Origin of the sequence: Klebsiella sp. 10, from assembly GCF_018223925.1 — a bacterium.
In the GTDB taxonomy this organism is placed as follows: Bacteria; Pseudomonadota; Gammaproteobacteria; order Enterobacterales; family Enterobacteriaceae; genus Klebsiella; species Klebsiella pneumoniae.
Window position 1 is genome coordinate 156,735 of the sequence record NZ_JAGRRB010000014.1, and the last position, 16,243, is coordinate 172,977.

At 59.4% G+C, this 16,243-nt stretch carries 16 protein-coding genes and 1 pseudogene; 8 read left to right on the forward strand and 9 right to left on the reverse strand.

Annotated features, from left to right (window positions below; genetic code table 11):
• Positions 1 to 203, reverse strand: a 203-nt coding sequence (locus tag KHQ26_RS16580; RefSeq protein WP_009484717.1) for a hypothetical protein, incomplete at its 3' end; no start/stop codon positions are given.
• A 29-nt stretch (positions 204 to 232) separates the two neighbouring features.
• Between KHQ26_RS16580 and mltA the strand changes: the two genes are divergently transcribed.
• Together mltA and tcdA are read left to right on the forward strand one after the other, a co-directional pair.
• Complete coding sequence (gene mltA / locus KHQ26_RS16585; protein ID WP_002915579.1) at positions 233 to 1,330, forward strand: murein transglycosylase A; 1,098 nt, start codon at positions 233 to 235, stop codon at positions 1,328 to 1,330.
• A gap of 87 nt (positions 1,331 to 1,417) precedes the next feature.
• Positions 1,418 to 2,239 (forward strand): tRNA cyclic N6-threonylcarbamoyladenosine(37) synthase TcdA, encoded by an 822-nt coding sequence (gene tcdA / locus KHQ26_RS16590; protein WP_002915577.1) that lies wholly within the window; start codon positions 1,418 to 1,420, stop codon positions 2,237 to 2,239.
• Between the two features lie 42 nt (positions 2,240 to 2,281).
• On the opposite strand, the gene csdE is transcribed toward tcdA, so the two are convergent.
• Together csdE and csdA are read right to left on the reverse strand one after the other, a co-directional pair.
• On the reverse strand, positions 2,282 to 2,713 hold the full coding sequence (csdE, locus tag KHQ26_RS16595; RefSeq protein ID WP_004142894.1) for a cysteine desulfurase sulfur acceptor subunit CsdE: 432 nt from the start codon (positions 2,711 to 2,713) through the stop codon (positions 2,282 to 2,284).
• On the reverse strand, positions 2,713 to 3,918 hold the full coding sequence (gene csdA, locus KHQ26_RS16600; protein ID WP_020804185.1) for a cysteine desulfurase CsdA: 1,206 nt from the start codon (positions 3,916 to 3,918) through the stop codon (positions 2,713 to 2,715). The genes csdE and csdA overlap by 1 nt, the downstream gene beginning before the upstream one ends.
• Before the next feature lie 197 nt (positions 3,919 to 4,115).
• Here csdA and KHQ26_RS16605 point away from each other — a divergent pair, with 197 nt between their 5' ends.
• From KHQ26_RS16605 to rlmM, 4 genes are all read left to right on the forward strand, one after another.
• The gene (locus KHQ26_RS16605; protein ID WP_002915549.1) at positions 4,116 to 4,340 is read left to right on the forward strand and encodes a YgdI/YgdR family lipoprotein; all 225 of its coding nucleotides are present in this window, start codon (positions 4,116 to 4,118) and stop codon (positions 4,338 to 4,340) included.
• Positions 4,341 to 4,691: 351 nt separating this feature from the next.
• Complete coding sequence (gene gcvA / locus KHQ26_RS16610; protein WP_002915545.1) at positions 4,692 to 5,609, forward strand: glycine cleavage system transcriptional regulator GcvA; 918 nt, start codon at positions 4,692 to 4,694, stop codon at positions 5,607 to 5,609.
• A 19-nt stretch (positions 5,610 to 5,628) separates the two neighbouring features.
• Positions 5,629 to 6,024: a DUF423 domain-containing protein gene (locus tag KHQ26_RS16615; protein WP_002915543.1), complete on the forward strand. Its 396-nt coding sequence runs from the start codon at positions 5,629 to 5,631 to the stop codon at positions 6,022 to 6,024.
• Positions 6,017 to 7,117, forward strand: coding sequence for a 23S rRNA (cytidine(2498)-2'-O)-methyltransferase RlmM (gene rlmM / locus KHQ26_RS16620; protein ID WP_002915541.1), 1,101 nt, complete (start codon positions 6,017 to 6,019; stop codon positions 7,115 to 7,117). Before KHQ26_RS16615 ends, rlmM begins: the two co-directional genes overlap by 8 nt.
• A 48-nt stretch (positions 7,118 to 7,165) precedes the next feature.
• Here rlmM and fucR read toward each other — a convergent pair whose 3' ends face one another.
• The 5 genes and pseudogenes from fucR to fucP form a co-directional block, all read right to left on the reverse strand.
• Positions 7,166 to 7,876 carry an L-fucose operon activator gene (fucR, locus tag KHQ26_RS16625; RefSeq protein ID WP_004142883.1) on the reverse strand — a complete coding sequence of 237 codons (711 nt, stop codon included), beginning with the start codon at positions 7,874 to 7,876 and terminating at the stop codon, positions 7,166 to 7,168.
• A 58-nt stretch (positions 7,877 to 7,934) separates the two neighbouring features.
• Positions 7,935 to 8,357, reverse strand: a complete 423-nt coding sequence (gene fucU, locus KHQ26_RS16630) for an L-fucose mutarotase (RefSeq protein WP_020804178.1) — start codon at positions 8,355 to 8,357, stop codon at positions 7,935 to 7,937.
• Between the two features lies 1 nt (position 8,358).
• Positions 8,359 to 9,777, reverse strand: coding sequence for an L-fuculokinase (gene fucK / locus KHQ26_RS16635; protein WP_020804174.1), 1,419 nt, complete (start codon positions 9,775 to 9,777; stop codon positions 8,359 to 8,361).
• Between the two features lie 107 nt (positions 9,778 to 9,884).
• Positions 9,885 to 11,660: pseudogene (gene fucI / locus KHQ26_RS16640) on the reverse strand (L-fucose isomerase).
• Between the two features lie 32 nt (positions 11,661 to 11,692).
• Complete coding sequence (gene fucP / locus KHQ26_RS16645) at positions 11,693 to 13,003, reverse strand: L-fucose:H+ symporter permease (protein ID WP_004151076.1); 1,311 nt, start codon at positions 13,001 to 13,003, stop codon at positions 11,693 to 11,695.
• A gap of 566 nt (positions 13,004 to 13,569) precedes the next feature.
• On the opposite strand from fucP, the gene fucA reads away from it, so the two are divergent.
• Positions 13,570 to 14,217, forward strand: a complete 648-nt coding sequence (gene fucA, locus KHQ26_RS16650; protein WP_002915470.1) for an L-fuculose-phosphate aldolase — start codon at positions 13,570 to 13,572, stop codon at positions 14,215 to 14,217.
• Between the two features lie 27 nt (positions 14,218 to 14,244).
• Entirely contained in the window at positions 14,245 to 15,393 is a 1,149-nt protein-coding gene (gene fucO, locus KHQ26_RS16655) for a lactaldehyde reductase (protein WP_020804179.1), read from the forward strand.
• A gap of 70 nt (positions 15,394 to 15,463) precedes the next feature.
• Here fucO and xni read toward each other — a convergent pair whose 3' ends face one another.
• The gene (xni, locus tag KHQ26_RS16660; protein ID WP_004174615.1) at positions 15,464 to 16,219 is read right to left on the reverse strand and encodes a flap endonuclease Xni; all 756 of its coding nucleotides are present in this window, start codon (positions 16,217 to 16,219) and stop codon (positions 15,464 to 15,466) included.
• Positions 16,220 to 16,243: the final 24 nt, after the last annotated feature.

Sequence of the window (16,243 nt, forward strand, 5' to 3'; positions counted from 1 at the left end):
TACCAGGCTGCTCCACCCCGCGTCCGTGGAAGCGCACTATACTCCGCTAGCGAGATGATGCAACCTTTTTTCGACCAAATCGACATTTTTGTAAGAATTGGCTTATAAAACGCCACGTTGTGGTGTTTTTTTACACAAATCTGTGCCATCGATGAGATCGCGCATTTCAATAGCTCCGGCGCTTTGTTATCTTCAACACGCACTAAGGCTTCGCAGCAAAAGATGAGACACCATGAAAGGACGTTGGGCAAAATATGTAGCGACGGGGGCAATGCTGGCCATGCTCGCCGCCTGTTCCTCAAAACCGACCGACCGCGGTCAGCAATATAGCGATGGCAAGTTCACCCAGCCGTTTTCACTGGTAAACCAGCCGGATGCCGTCGGGGCGCCGATCAACGCCGGCGACTTCTCCGAGCAGGTTAATCAAATTCGTAACGCCTCGCCACGCCTCTATAATAGCCAGAGCAACGTCTATAACGCGCTGCAGGAGTGGCTGCGCGCCGGCGGCGACACCCGTACGCTGCGCCAGTTTGGCATCGACGCCTGGCAGATGCAGGGCGTCGACAACTATGGCAACGTCCAGTTTACCGGCTACTACACGCCGGTGGTGCAGGCGCGCCACACCCGTCAGGGCGAATTCCAGTACCCCATTTACCGTATGCCGCCGAAACGCGGTAAGCTGCCGTCCCGCGCCAGCATCTATGCCGGCGCGCTGAGCGATAACTATGTGCTGGCGTACAGCAACTCGTTGATGGATAACTTCATCATGGACGTGCAGGGCAGCGGCTATATCGACTTTGGCGATGGTTCGCCGCTCAACTTCTTTAGCTATGCCGGGAAAAACGGCTGGCCCTATCGCAGCATCGGCAAAGTGCTAATCGACCGCGGGGAAGTGAAGAAAGAAGATATGTCGATGCAGGCGATCCGCGAGTGGGGTGAGAAGCACAGCGAAGCGGAAGTGCGTGAGCTGCTGGAGCAGAACCCGTCGTTCGTGTTCTTTAAACCGCAGTCTTTCGCGCCGGTGAAAGGGGCCAGCGCTGTGCCGCTGATCGGCCGCGCCTCGGTGGCCTCCGACCGGTCGATTATTCCGCCAGGAACCACCTTGCTGGCCGAGGTGCCTCTGCTGGATAATAACGGCAAGTTTAACGGCCAGTACGAACTGCGCCTGATGGTCGCCCTCGACGTCGGCGGGGCCATCAAAGGTCAGCATTTCGACATCTATCAGGGCATTGGGCCTGACGCGGGCCACCGTGCCGGCTGGTATAACCACTACGGTCGCGTATGGGTGCTGAAAAACGCCCCGGGCGCGGGGAATGTTTTTAGCGGCTAACTCCCCTGGCCATGCCTGTTGACCAGGGCGCCCGGATGACGCCGTTTACGGCGGCCTCCGGGCGCTGTCATTTTGTTCTGAGGTTCTATGTCTGTTGTAATCAGCGATGCCTGGCGCCAGCGTTTTGGCGGTACGGCACGTTTATATGGTGAAAAAGCGCTGCAATGTTTTGCCGACGCCCACGTCTGCGTGGTCGGGATCGGCGGGGTCGGCTCCTGGGCGGCGGAAGCGCTGGCGCGGACCGGCATCGGGGCGATCACCCTTATCGATATGGACGATGTCTGCGTCACCAACACCAATCGTCAGATCCACGCCCTCAGCGGCAACGTCGGGCTGGCGAAAGCGGAGGTGATGGCGGAGCGTATTCGTCTCATCAACCCGGAGTGTCGGGTGACGGTGGTGGATGATTTCGTGACCCCGGAAAACGTGGCGGAATATCTTGGCGTCGGCTTTAGCTATGTTATCGACGCTATCGATAGCGTCCGGCCGAAAGCGGCGCTTATCGCCTGGTGTCGCCGCTACAAGGTGCCGCTGGTGACTACCGGCGGGGCGGGCGGTCAGATTGACCCAACGCAGATCCAGGTCGCGGACCTGGCGAAGACCATCCAGGATCCGCTGGCGGCCAAACTGCGCGAGCGGCTGAAAAGCCAGTTTGGGGTGGTGAAAAACAGCAAAGGTAAGCTCGGTGTAGACTGCGTCTTCTCTACGGAAGCGCTGGTCTACCCGCAGGCGGACGGCAGCGTCTGCGCAATGAAGAGCACGGCGGAAGGGCCGAAGCGGATGGACTGCGCTTCCGGCTTTGGCGCGGCGACGATGGTGACCGCGACCTTTGGCTTCGTCGCGGTGTCGCATGCCCTGAAGAAGATGCTGGCGAAAGCGCAGCGTGACGCTGCGGCTTCCGGAAAGTAGTTTCCCCATCGGGCGCGGCGGCGGGAAAGCGAAATCGTGAGGTTACCTTTCGCGGGCGGCGGCGAGCACCGCCTCGCTCAGGGCGCTGAGGCCCTGGCTGCGCGAGGCGCTGAGCTGGCCGCGCAGCCCCAGCTCGTCGAACAGCGCCAGCGGATCCTGCGCCAGGATCCCGGCGCGGGTTTTTCCTTCCACGGCGGTTAAAAGTACCGCCAGCAGACCGCGCACAATCCTTCCTTCGCTGTCGCCAAAGAAGTGCAGCCTGCCCTCGGCGTCCTCCTCATAGCCCAGCCAGACGCGGTTCTCACAGCCGGCAATCTCATGGGCCTGCGCTTTGCGCTCGTCGGTCAGCGTCGGCAGCTTTTTGCCCAATAAAATCAGCTGACGGTATTTATCCTCCCACTGGTTCAGCGGGGCGAAGATCTGGCGCAGCGTAGCGTCGGTAATGGTTGTGCCGAAGGGGTGCAGAGTTGTCATTAATCCACCAGAATTTCCAGGGCGCGATCCACCGCGTGGACCAGCGCCGCAACATCGTCTTGGGTATTGTAGGGGGCGAAAGAGGCCCGCAGGGTGCCGCTGACCCCTAAGGCCGTCAGCAGCGGCTGGGCGCAGTGTTGCCCGGCGCGCAGGGCAATGCCGGACTCCGCCAGCAGCGTCACCAGATCGCTGTGATGAATACCCTCAAATTCAAAGGCCAGCAGGCTTGACTGCTGGCAGCGGAAAGAGCGGAAGCCCGGCCGTTTCGCCAGTTCCTCTTCCGCCAGGCTCGCCAGACTGCGGCTCCAGTTTTCCGCCTGGCCGATATCGCTCTGCGCCAGCCACTCCAGCGCGGCGCTGAGGCCGATAACCCCGGCGACATTCGGCGTACCGGCCTCGAGGCCATAGGGGGCCGGCTGCGGCGTAAAGCCGTCAAAGCTGACCTCGGCGATCATTTTCCCGCCGCCGAGCCAGGGCGACATCGCTGCCAGCAGCTCGCTTTTGCCGTACAGGGCGCCGATCCCGGTCGGGCCATACAGCTTATGGCCGGAAAAGGCGTAAAAATCGATATCCAGCGCCTGCACGTCAGCGGGGAAATGCACCGCTCCCTGGGCGCCATCGACCATCACCACCATCCCGGCGGCGTGAGCAAGGCGGATAGCCTGCGCCAGGTCCGGGCAGCCGCCGGTGACGTTGGACATCTGACCGATGGCCAGCACCCGGCTGCGCGGGGTAATCAGCGCGCTGAGGCTGGCGATATCCGGCAGGCGGTCGGCGCCAAGCGGCAGCTTGACCACTCTGGCGCCGGTCTGCCCGGCCACCATCAGCCAGGGCACGAGGTTGGCATGATGCTCGGCTTCGCTAACGATAATTTCATCGCCAGGCTGCAGGCGCGGCCGGACGTAGCTCTGCGCCACCATATTGATGGCCTCGGTGGTCCCCCGCGTCCAGACGATATCTTTGCCGGACGGGGCGTTAAGCCACGCCGCCACGCGATCGCGGGCCGCCTCGTAGCGCTCGGTCAGCCGCTGGGCGGCGGCGAACTGGCTGCGATGGACATTGCCGGCGCTCAGGCGATAAAACTGGTCGCTGGCGTCGATCACCGCCAGCGGTTTGAGCGCTGTCGCCGCGCTGTCGAGATAGACGCCGGCATCGGCCAGAGCCGGAAACTGCGCGCGAAAGTGCGCCGGGTTGAATGCGTTCATGGAATTCCTCGTATCAATACCGCGATCGTCGCGCAATTTGCCGGGCGTGACAAGGTCTCTGCGTCCTGTGGAATTGTCCGAATGTGACTCCACGTCGGTCAAAGAGGGTTATGCTGAAAAGTGTTGGGTTTGTGTTTTAACCTATTACTTAACGAGTTACGAATAGTATAAATAGCCGTAAGGAGAGAAGAATGAAAATGACTAAGGCCGCTGCGATTATCTCTGCCTGTATGCTGACTTTAGGCCTGAGCGCCTGTTCCTCTAACTATGTGATGCATACCAACGATGGGCGGACCATCGTTACCGACGGGAAACCGCAAACCGATAATGACACTGGCATGATCTCGTATAAAGACGCGTGGGGCAACAAACAGCAGATCAATCGCTCTGACGTGAAACAACTGGGTGAACTGGACGAGTAAGGCAGTAAAAAGGCAAAAAAAAGCACCGCGCGTTGCGGTGCTACATTAAATCACTATGGACAGACAGGGTAAATGTACAGGAAGTGAAAAGGGGTAGCTTTGCTACCAGGGTCTGCAAAAACAGACCAATTGCAAACACAACAACACAACATCACAACCGTAAGCCAAAAGCTTGATGGAACACGCATTCCAAAAAAAGCTTCTCGTTCCGGCTCAGGAAGTGCCGCCACTATAGGTATTTGCTGGTAGAACCTCAACGGACAATTTATAATGGCTCAGATAAAAAAAACTAATAGGTTAATCATTGTTTCCTATTTGTTAAATTGAGTTAACATCTAAGCCAGAATAACCATGTCGAAGCGATTACCACCTCTGAATGCATTACGTGTTTTTGATGCAGCCGCACGTCATCTCAGCTTCACTCGGGCAGCCGATGAGCTTTTTGTGACGCAGGCCGCAGTCAGCCATCAAATCAAGTCTCTCGAGGATTTTCTGGGCCTTAAGCTGTTCCGTCGGCGCAATCGTTCGCTGCTGTTAACGGAAGAAGGGCAGAGCTATTTTCAGGATATTAAAGAGATTTTTTCGCAACTGACGGAAGCGACGCGTAAACTGCAGGCGCGCAGCGCCAAAGGGGCATTAACGGTCAGTTTATTGCCAAGTTTCGCCATTCAGTGGCTGGTGCCAAGACTCACAAGCTTTAACTCAGCTTATCCGGGAATCGACGTCAGGATCCAGGCGGTGGACCGTCAGGAGGATAAGCTGGCGGACGATGTCGATGTGGCGATTTTTTATGGTCGCGGCAACTGGCCGGGCCTGCGTGTGGAAAAATTGTACGCCGAGTATCTGCTGCCGGTCTGTTCCCCGCTCTTGCTCACCGGCGACAAAGCATTGAAAACGCCTGCCGATCTGGCGCAACATACCCTGCTTCACGATGCGTCCCGCCGCGACTGGCAAACTTATACCCGTCAGCTTGGTCTAAGCCATATTAATGTGCAGCAGGGGCCGATTTTCAGCCATAGCGCGATGGTGCTGCAGGCGGCCATTCACGGGCAGGGCGTGGCGCTGGCCAACAACGTCATGGCGCAGTCCGAAATTGAAGCCGGTCGTCTGGTGTGTCCGTTTAATGATGTTCTGGTCAGTAAGAATGCGTTTTACCTTGTTTGCCATGACAGTCAGGCAGAACTGGGTAAAATAGCCGCTTTCCGGCAGTGGATCCTGGCGAAAGCGGCAAGTGAACAAGAAAAATTCCGCTTTCGTTATGAACAATAATTACTTGTAGGGTAACAACATGACCAGCCGTTTTATGCTGATATTCGCCGCGATTAGCGGCTTTATCTTTGTGGCTCTGGGCGCCTTTGGCGCGCATGTCTTAAGTCAATCGCTCGGCGCGGCGGAGATGGCCTGGATCCATACCGGCCTGGAGTATCAGGCCTTCCATACCCTGGCGATTTTTGGTCTGGCGGTGGCGATGCAGCGTCGGATCAGTATCTGGTTCTACTGGAGCAGCGTATTTCTGGCGTTAGGGACCGTGCTGTTCAGCGGCAGCCTCTATTGTCTGGCGCTCTCTCATTTACGTCTGTGGGCGTTCGTGACCCCGGTGGGCGGCGTAAGCTTCCTCGCCGGTTGGGTTTTAATGTTAATTGGTGCAATTCGTCTGAAACGTAAGGGCGTTGTTCATGAATAAGGTTGTCCTCTATTGTCGCCCTGGTTTTGAGAAAGAGTGCGCAGCAGAAATTACCGATAAGGCAGCCCGCCTTGAGGTGTTTGGTTTTGCCCGGGTCAAAGAAGACTCTGGCTATGTAATTTTTGAAGGTTATCAGCAGGACGACGGCGAGAAGCTGGTGCGCGATCTGCCGTTCAGCTCGCTGATTTTCGCCCGTCAGATGTTTGTGGTCGGCGAACTGCTGCGCGACCTGCCGCCGGAGGATCGCATAACCCCGATCGTCGGCATGCTGCAGGGCGTGGTGGAGAAGGGTGGCGAGCTGCGTGTGGAAGTGGCGGATACCAACGAAAGCAAAGAGCTGATGAAGTTCTGCCGCAAGTTTACGGTGCCGTTACGCGCGGCGCTGCGCGAGGCGGGCGTGCTGACCAACTATGAAACGCCAAAGCGACCGGTGGTGCATGTGTTCTTTATCGCACCCGGCTGCTGCTATACCGGCTACTCATACAGCAACAACAACTCACCGTTCTATATGGGCATTCCGCGGCTGAAGTTTCCCTCCGACGCCCCGAGCCGTTCCACCCTCAAGCTGGAAGAGGCGTTCCACGTCTTTATTCCGGCGGACGAGTGGGACGAGCGTCTGGCGAACGGCATGTATGCCGTCGATCTCGGCGCCTGCCCGGGCGGCTGGACCTATCAGCTGGTGAAGCGCAACATGTGGGTCTCTTCGGTCGATAACGGCCCGATGGCCCAGAGCCTGATGGATACCGGCCAGGTGACCTGGCTGCGCGAAGACGGTTTCCGCTATCGTCCGAACCGCAACAACATCTCGTGGATGGTCTGCGATATGGTGGAGAAACCGGCGAAGGTGGCGGCGCTGATGGCGCAGTGGCTGGTCAACGGCTGGTGCCGGGAGACCATCTTCAACCTCAAGCTGCCGATGAAAAAGCGCTATGAAGAGGTGTCGCAGAATCTGGCCTATATTCAGGCCCAGCTGGACGAGCACGGCGTTAACGCCCAGATCCAGGCGCGTCAGCTGTATCACGATCGTGAAGAGGTGACCGTTCACGTGCGCCGCCTGTGGGCCGCCGTCGGCGGACGTCGCGACGAGCGTTAATCCTTCCCCCTCAGGCCGGAGACGCGTGCGCGTCCTCCGGCCTTCCCCTTAAGGCTGCGGCGCATCCGACACAATATGCGTCACGTCATCCAGATGACCAATCCTCGCCTCGCCGGAGCGGTTGAACTTGCTTTTGTCGATCAGCAGTAGCGACTGCGCCGCCCGCTTAAGCAGGATCGATTTGAAGTCGGCATTGAACGCATTGGAGTCCCACAGCGCGCCCTGCGGGTCGATGCCTTCGCAGGAAAAAATAAACAGATCGATCTCCAGCGATTTCAGCTGGGAAATCAGCGCCGGGTTCACGTAGCAGCCATATTTCCGCTGCAGAGTGCCGCCGGAGCAGGTGAGCGTGATCTGGTCGCGTTTGGCCAGCTCCTGGCAGATGGGCTGGCTGTTGGTAAAGACGTGCAGCGGGCGGTCCGGCAGCTGGCGGGCGAGATACCAGCAGGTGGAGCTGGCATCGAGGGCGATCACCATCCCTTCGTCAATCCAGGCCAGCGCTTCGCGGGCGATGTCGGCTTTATGCGCGTAATGGCTTTTCAGGCGCATGTGGAAAGGATCGCCGCTGTCCTGGCTGCGCTGGTGGATCACTTTGGCCCGGCCGTGGTTACGCAGCACTTTGCCCTGCGCCTGCAGCTCGCTCAGATCGCGGCGAATAGTTTCCCTGCTGACGTTGAGCTGTTTTGACAACGTTTCGGTGGTCAGGCTGCTGTGGGTGATCAGGAGATCGACGATCGCCTGCTGGCGGGCTGCTTTCATTTATTCTCATCCCATCATTGATTGAGCGTCTGCATCAGGCAGACGCTCCGGCATGAGATTACGGCGTGACTCCTTTTTTTAAAAGGATATTTCCGTACTTAGCGCACTCTCCTGTGATAACGATCGCAAAGGCTTTTTGCGCCCGGTCGTAGAAGGCAAAGCGGTCAATCCGCACGATATCCGGGCAGGGGGCCTGCGCCGAGAGCGCCTGCCGATAGGGCTGTTCCACCGTCGGGTCGAGCGCATCGCCTTCGACGGCGGCCATCATCACCACCGGCGGCGCATAGCTGTCTAATTCGAACAGCGGGATAATCGCCTGCAGCAGATCGCTGACTCGCAGGCCATCGGCGCGGATCACCTGCGGCCCCATGCTGTGCGCCGGGAAATGGGCATCGGAAAAAATGATTTCATCCCCATGGCCCATTTCGGCCAGCACTTTCAGCAGTTCCGGCGATATCAGCGGGGAAATGGTTTTGAGCATCTCAGGCTTCCTCTATCAGTTCAGGTTCAGTTTGCGGCCAGAAATAGCGGTAGCGGTACGCGACCTGCGCTCTGGCCTGTTCTGGCGAAGAGAACTCGCCCACGCCATACCAGCCAAACATCGCCGCGCCGGCCACGGTGGTTTCGGCATCGTCGAGGACTTTGATCGGTATCCCGAGTCGGTTGGCCTTGATCTGGTTCCATAGCGCGTTGCGGCTGCCGCCGCCCACCAGCAGCAGCTCTTTCGCCCTGAAGCCGCCGATTTTTTCCAGGGTTTGCAGATGCTGCGCCAGCTGATCGCTTAACCCCTCCAGCGCGGCGCGGTAAAAATGGCCGCGGGTGGTGTTGAGCGTGACGCCCTGCCAGCCGGCGTGCTGGCTGGCGAGCAGGTCGCACTGCATCCTGACGCCCTGGGCGCCGGGCGGGATCGCCTGCGCTTCGTCAATCAGCGTCTGCCATGGGGTGTCAGCGCTCCACAGCAGTTTGCGCACCCACTCGAGCACGCCGGAGGCCAGCCACTGCATCCCCGGGTTATAGCGGCCCGGCTGGCTGTCCAGCTCGCAGGTGGAGCCGCTGTAGTCACAGAGCAGCGAGGTGTCGACCTGCGCGCTGCGCACCATCAGGATCTCCCAGGTCCCGGAGGAGAGTACCGGCTCATCCTGCCCGGCGCCGGCGCCAAACAGAGCGAACTGGGTGTCATGCCCGGCCGAGATAACCGGGATCCCGACGGGAAGGCCCAGCAGCGCAGCGGCCTCCGGCAGCAGGGCGCCGATCGGCTGGCCTGCTTCAACCAGCCGCGGGAACAGGCGGCGCGGCAGGCCGGTCGCCTGCAGGATCGGCGCGCTGAAATCGCGCTGCCGGAGATCGAGCATCTGGCTGGTGCCTGCCATGGTGAGGTCGGTGGTGAACTCCCCGGTCAGCCGATGGTTGATCAGTGATGAAATAAACAGCCAGGCATGGGCCTGCGCCAGCAGCTGCGGGTGGTTCTCTTTCAGCCACACCAGCTTATACAGGGTATTGAACGCAAACGCGCCGACGCCGGCTATCTGCTGCAGCTGGCGCGCGGGCATATACTGGCTGATATTCTCCATCACCGCCGCGGTGCGCGGGCATTTCCAGCTGATGATCGGATACAGCAGGGCACCCTTCTCATCCACCAACGCGCCATCGACGCCAAAGGTCGTGACGGTGATGCCGCGCACCGTGCAGGAGGCCAGCTGGTCATGGATCTGCCGACAGCAGTCGGCAAAGCGCTGCATAATGGCCTCCAGCGACCACTGGTGCCAGTCGCTTTTTTCCGCCGCGATGTCGCTGGCGTTCGCCGTTGCGGCGCGGGCGATAATGTTCCCTTGTCGATCCACGGCCATCGCCCGCACGTTCGTGGCGCCGCAGTCGAGGACCAGGATAACGTCTTGCTTCATAGTGACTCCCGAAACAACATTGCCGGATGGCGCAGCGCTTATCCGGCCTACAGACCGCGCGCGTCTGTAGGCCAGGTAAGCCTGCTCCTCCGGGCGAAACCAACCTGTTAACGCTTATACAGCGGCCCGTAGTTCTGGCAGGCGCGGTAGTCCTGGCCCTCGATATCCATGCCGTGCGCGGCCCAGGCGGAAGGGCGATAGATTTTCGCCTCTTCCACGTTGTGCATGCAGACCGGAATGCGCAGCATGGCGGCGAGGGTAATGAAATCTGCGCCAACGTGGCCGATGGTCAGCACGCCGTGGTTGGCGCCCCAGTTGGCCATCACCGAGTACACATCGCTGAACGGGCCCTTGCCGGTCAGGCGTGGGGCAAACCAGGTGGTGGGCCAGGTGGAGTTGGTGCGGGCGTCGAGCTGGTCGTGCATCGCTTTGGGCAGCGCTACGCTCCAGCCTTCGGCAATTTGCAGCACCGGCCCCAGACCTTTGATGATGTTCACCCGGGTCATGGTGAACGGCACGCCGCCTTCGGTCAGGAAGCGGGAAGAGAAGCCGCCGCCGCGGAAGTATTCGTGGATCGCCGGGCACCATTCGGTCGCCGCGAGGCAGGCATCCGCCTCGCTCTGCTCAATCTCCCAGTGGGGTTTCATCGTCGGATTGCCCTGCGCGTCGCGCTGCTGGCAGGAGCCGTCCAGCGCCGCAGAGCCGGAGTTAATCAGGTGAATGATGCCGTGCTCCGCCCGCCCGGTGAGCGGCTGCCCGGTGACCCGTTCAACGGCATCCGGCGATCAGTAGGTGCGTACGTCGGCAAACACCTGGGCGGTGCCGGTGAGCTGATGGCCCATCAGCATGGCCACGCCGTTGAGGCTGTCGTTTTCGGTAGCGACGACAAACGGTTCGCGCACCCCGTTCCAGTCAAAAGAGCTGTTGAGCAGCGCTTCGGCGGTATCGCCATTGGGGTATTGATCGGTCCAGTGGCGCTGACCCTGGAAACCGGCGGCGATGGCGTTGTAACCCAGCGACTCCTCCACCAGCCCTTTTTCTGCGAGCTTCGGGTTGCCCTGCATCATGTCGCGGATGCACATCGCCATCAGCAGGCTCTCTTTCAGCACCGCGCGGCTCTGCGTTTCATTGCGCTTATACTGCTCAGCGTTCTGATCTTCGCCGTAGCGGAAGTGTTTATCCGCCCACGCCAGCGCCATCTCCAGCTCGGTTTCATCATAGATTTTTTGATCGATTCGCCGGCGCAGCTCCGTCATGTCGACAGCCTGCACCTTCATGCCGAGCCAGGACTCAAAAAAGTTGTGGTCGACGATAGATCCGGCGATGCCCATTGAGACGCCGCCCAGCGACAGATAGCTTTTCCCTTTCATACTGGCGACAGCCAGGCCGGCGCGTGCGAAGCGCAACAGCTTTTCTTCGACATCCGCTGGGATCGACGTGTCATCGGCATCCTGCACGTCATGTCCGTAGATGGAGAACGCCGGGATCCCTTTCTGGCTATGGGCCGCCAGCGCCGCGGCCAGATAGACCGCCCCCGGACGCTCGGTGCCGTTAAAGCCCCAGATGGCCTTCGGGCGCAGCGGATCCATGTCGATGGTTTCGCTGCCGTAGCACCAGCAGGGGGTGACGGTGATGGTGACGCCGACGTTCTGGCTGCTGAATTTCTCTTCACAGGCGGCCGACTCGGCCATGCCGGCGATGCAGGTATCGGCAATCACGCACTCCACCCGGGCGCCGCAGGCGTGGCGCAGTTTCTCGCTGATAAGCGCGGCGGTGGCTTTCGCCATGTTCATGGTTTGCGCTTCCAGCGAATCGCGGACCCCCATGCGACGACCATCGATTACCGGACGAATACCGATCTTCGGTAAGCTGACTTTTTTCATTACAGATCCCTCAGGTTATGCGGATAACAGGTTTAGTTCGTCGCCGCTTGTGAACGGAAACGGGCAAAAATAAAGATGATGGCGAAGCACAGCGCCGGGACCAGTTCGGCGGTCGGGATATTGCCGGCGGCGTCGCTGACAAAGCCCATCACCGGGGTAACTATCCCGCCGCCGATAATGGTCATGACGATAAATGACGAGCCATATTTGGTGTCCTGGCCCAGATGCTTAATCCCCAGCGAGAAGATGGTCGGGTACTGAATGGACATAAAGGCGCTGCACAGGGTCAGGGCCAGCAGACCGACGTGGCCGCCGCTGAAGGCGGAGAGCAAGCAGAGCAGCATGGCGATAAACGCATAGATAGCGAGCACGTTGTGCGGCGCGAAGCGGCGGATAAGCCAGGTGCCGGTAAAACGGCCGATAAAGAAGCAGACCATGGTGGCGGTCAGGTAGTTGGCGGCGAAACCGGCCGTCATGCCCGGGATCTCTTCGATAGCGTAGCGAATCAGGTAGCTCCAGCAGGCGGTTTGCGCGCCGACGTAGCAGAACTGGGCCAGTACCGCCCAGCGCCAGTGGCGGATGCGCATCAGGCGCGTCAGCGAGGCGAAAAAAGTGCTCTGCGCGCTGTCGCTGTGGTCATCGCTTTGCAGGGAGGGGAAGCGGGTGCAGACGATCAGCAGGGCGACCAGCAGGACAATGGCCACGATAATCATATAGGGGGTTTGTACCGACAGGACCAGACTGTGCTTCCAGGCGCTGAGCTGTTCCGGCGTCATTTTATCCAGCACCTCCTGCGGCTGATGCGGGACGTTAGACAAAATAAGACTCTGGCCAAATACCACGGCAATAATGGCGCCGAATGAGTTAAAGGTCTGGGCCAGATTAAGGCGGAAGTGACCGCCGCTTTCCGGACCGAGGACGGTGACAAACGGGTTGGCCGCGGTTTCCAGACAGCCAAGCCCGGCAGCGATAATAAATAATCCAATGAGAAATAAGGTGTAATTCATCACTTCGGCGGCAGGCCAGAACAGCGCGGCGCCGCAGGCATATAAAAACAGCCCCGTAAGGATGCCGGCTTTGTAGCTGAATTTTTTCATCAACATCCCGGCGGGGATGGGAATAATAAAATAGCCAAAGTAAAAGGCCGATTGAATTAATCCGGCCTGGAAGTTTGTCAGGGTAAAGGCCTGTTGAAATTGCGGTAATAAAATATCATTCAGATTATTAGCCACGGCCCACAGAAAAAAGAGGGAGCACAGCAGAGCGAAAGGAATAATGTAGCTCTTACTCTGCCCGCTCTCCATGGCGCGGTAACTTTGCGTTGGTATCGTTGTGTTTCCCATAGCGTCCTCATCAGTTCAGAAGCATTTACAACAGCATTCAGGGCGCAGTCTGGTGCTGCAGCAGACCGCAAAATTAAGTGAGCTCAGGTGACGCGCCGGTGAGTGAAATGAAAGTCACGGCGGAACTCATGGCTTCATTTTCAAATAAAAACCGTCTGTTAATATGATGATGGTCACACTTAACGTACTGTGGGCCATTTTATGTGATTATTGTCACTTTAATTTTTCAAAAACGCTGACCGTTTGAGAAAATAAATTCACAAAACCACAACGCTAATGACCGAATGAATATATATCGTGGAAAACGGGCAAATGTTACAAAGAAATAAAATGCCCGCTTGATGAAATATTATTAAGAACGGGCATTTTAATCTCTCTCGTAATGGGCATGGTTGCTTTATTCATGGCGGAATAATTGACGCGGCTCACAAAAAATAATCATGAAAATTCCCCTTTGAATATTCAGGTTGATGATGAAGACCATTATTCACCCTATCCCACGGTAGCCGACGATATTTCTGTTGCCCTGCCGTTGATGGATGATGAGTCACCAAAAGAGGAACGCAATGGAAAGAAACAGACTGGCCCGGCAGATTATCGATACCTGCCTGGAAATGACCCGCCTGGGGTTAAATCAGGGGACCGCCGGCAATGTCAGCGTGCGCTATCAGGGAGGAATGCTGATCACCCCTACCGGTATCCCATATGAAAAGCTGACGGAAGACAAGATCGTCTTTATTGATGCCGACGGCCAGCATGAGCAGGGAAAACTGCCCTCCAGCGAATGGCGTTTTCATCAGGCGGCCTACCAGACGCGACCCGATGCCCAGGCGGTGGTCCACAATCACGCTGTCCATTGTACGGCGGTGTCGATCCTCAACCGGCCCATCCCGGCCATCCACTATATGATCGCCGCGGCCGGCGGGAATTCGATCCCCTGCGCGCCCTATGCCACCTTCGGCACCCGCGAACTGTCTGAGCATGTCGCGGTGGCGCTGAAGCACCGCAAAGCCACGCTGCTGCAGCATCACGGCCTGATCGCCTGCGAGGCCAGCCTGGAGAAAGCGCTCTGGCTGGCGCATGAAGTGGAGGTCCTGGCCCAGCTCTACCTCAGTACGCTGGCGATTACCGACCCGGTCCCGGTGCTGGATGACGAGGCGATCGCCATCGTGCTGGAGAAGTTCAAAACCTACGGATTACGCATTGAAGAGTGATGCCGCAACGCTAACAGGAGAGCCACGATGGCAAACAGAATGATCCTCAATGAAACGGCATGGTTTGGCCGGGGGGCGATAAACGCATTAACCGATGAAGCGGCGCGGCGCGGCTATCGTAAAGCATTGATCGTCACCGACAGCACTCTCGCCCGCTGCGGCGTGGCGGCGAAAGTCACCGACAAACTGGATGCCGCCGGGCTGGCATGGGATATATTCAGCGACGTGATCCCTAACCCGACCATCGCCGTGGTCCAGCAGGGGCTGCAGGCCTTTCAACGCAGCGGGGCGGATTACCTGATCGCCATCGGCGGCGGTTCGCCGCAGGATACCTGTAAGGCGATCGGTATTATTCAGCGTAACCCGGAATTCGCCGATGTCCGTAGCCTCGAGGGGCTGTCGCCCACCCGTCAGCCCAGCGTGCCGATCTTCGCGGTGCCGACCACCGCGGGTACCGCGGCGGAGGTGACGATTAACTATGTCATCACTGATGAAGAACAGCGGCGCAAATTCGTCTGTGTCGACCCGCACGATATTCCGCAGGTGGCCTTTATCGATGCCGATATGATGGACGCTATGCCGCCGGCGCTGAAGGCGGCTACCGGCGTGGACGCCCTGACGCATGCTATCGAAGGGTACCTCACTCGCGGCGCCTGGGCTTTGACCGATGCTCTGCACCTCAAGGCCATCGAGATCATCGCCGGCGCGCTGCGCGGCTCGGTTGCCGGAGACGCCGGCGCGGGGGAAGCTATGGCGCTCGGCCAGTATGTGGCGGGGATGGGATTTTCCAACGTCGGGCTCGGGCTGGTGCACGGCATGGCGCATCCGCTCGGCGCTTTTTACAACACGCCGCACGGCGTGGCGAATGCCATCCTGCTGCCGCACGTGATGCGCTTTAACGCTGAGGCGACCGGGGAAAAATATCGCGACATCGCCCGGGCGATGGGCGTCAGGGTGGAAGCGTTAAGCCTGACCGCCGCGCGCGAGGCGGCAGTAGAGGCGGTCTGCCAGCTTAACCGCGATGTCGGTATTCCCGGCCATCTGCGTGAGGTGGGCGTCAGGAAAGAGGATATTCCGGCGCTGGCCCAGGCGGCGCTGGCGGATGTGTGTACCGGCGGCAACCCGCGCGAGGCGAGCCTGGCGGATATCGTCGGGTTATATCAGGCGGCCTGGTGATTGCCTGGCCCGGGTAAAGCAGGCAGTGCCGGAGGCAGTCACCCTGCACCGGCGCACCTCTTAACGAAGGTCAGCGCGTCAGCCGCAGCTGCTGCAGATTGCCGTCCAGCTGGAGGTCGGTCTGCAGGCGGGCCACCTCCCGGCAGGTGAAGGCCATCTCCTGATGCGCGGCCAGCTTTTTGCGCCACTTCTCCGGGACCTCGGCCAGACGGGCGTACAGCCCCTCCAGGTCCTGAAACTCGTTCAGCAGCTGGGCGGCGCTTTTGGGTCCAATGCCCGCCACGCCCGGCACCTTCGAGCTGCTGATCCCCGCCAGCCCCCAGTAATCCGCCAGCTGCTCCGGGGTGACGCCGAACTCGCTGGCGATGAAGGGGGCGTCCAGCCAGCGCTTCTGAAAGTAGTCGCGGATGCGGATGGTGGGCGACAGCAGCTGGCAATAGCCTTTGTCGGTGGAGACGATGGTGGCCTGATGGCCCGCCTGGGCCACCTTCACCGCCAGGGTGGCGGCGAGATCGTCCGCTTCGCTGCCCGGCGAGGCCCAGCAGCGGATCCCCCGCTGTTCGAAGGCGGCCCGCAGCGTCGGCATCTCGGCCACCAGCGTCTCCGGCATCGGCGCGCGGCCGGCTTTGTACTCCGGCAGGCGCTGGTGGCGCCAGCCGTGGGCGCGATCCTCATCATCGAACACCGCCACCGCGTGGGTGGGCTGACTGTGGACGATCAGCTGCTCCAGGGCATGCAGGCAGGTATCGACGCAGGGTGAACCCTGCACCGCGTGGATGCGGCGGATTAGATTTAACGCGTCGACGATTAACAGATGAACAGCCACAGATACCCCCTTATTCTCAGCGTC

Coding starts and splice junctions, on each gene's coding strand:
- KHQ26_RS16615 (WP_002915543.1), top strand. CDS start 5,629: ATGACCAGCCGTTTTATGCTGATATTCGCCGCGATTAGCGGCTTTATC.
- KHQ26_RS16605 (WP_002915549.1), top strand. CDS start 4,116: ATGACTAAGGCCGCTGCGATTATCTCTGCCTGTATGCTGACTTTAGGC.
- fucR (WP_004142883.1), bottom strand. CDS start 7,876: ATGAAAGCAGCCCGCCAGCAGGCGATCGTCGATCTCCTGATCACCCAC.
- tcdA (WP_002915577.1), top strand. CDS start 1,418: ATGTCTGTTGTAATCAGCGATGCCTGGCGCCAGCGTTTTGGCGGTACG.
- fucK (WP_020804174.1), bottom strand. CDS start 9,777: ATGAAGCAAGACGTTATCCTGGTCCTCGACTGCGGCGCCACGAACGTG.
- fucU (WP_020804178.1), bottom strand. CDS start 8,357: ATGCTCAAAACCATTTCCCCGCTGATATCGCCGGAACTGCTGAAAGTG.
- fucP (WP_004151076.1), bottom strand. CDS start 13,003: ATGGGAAACACAACGATACCAACGCAAAGTTACCGCGCCATGGAGAGC.
- gcvA (WP_002915545.1), top strand. CDS start 4,692: ATGTCGAAGCGATTACCACCTCTGAATGCATTACGTGTTTTTGATGCA.
- mltA (WP_002915579.1), top strand. CDS start 233: ATGAAAGGACGTTGGGCAAAATATGTAGCGACGGGGGCAATGCTGGCC.
- rlmM (WP_002915541.1), top strand. CDS start 6,017: ATGAATAAGGTTGTCCTCTATTGTCGCCCTGGTTTTGAGAAAGAGTGC.
- csdA (WP_020804185.1), bottom strand. CDS start 3,918: ATGAACGCATTCAACCCGGCGCACTTTCGCGCGCAGTTTCCGGCTCTG.
- csdE (WP_004142894.1), bottom strand. CDS start 2,713: ATGACAACTCTGCACCCCTTCGGCACAACCATTACCGACGCTACGCTG.
- fucO (WP_020804179.1), top strand. CDS start 14,245: ATGGCAAACAGAATGATCCTCAATGAAACGGCATGGTTTGGCCGGGGG.
- fucA (WP_002915470.1), top strand. CDS start 13,570: ATGGAAAGAAACAGACTGGCCCGGCAGATTATCGATACCTGCCTGGAA.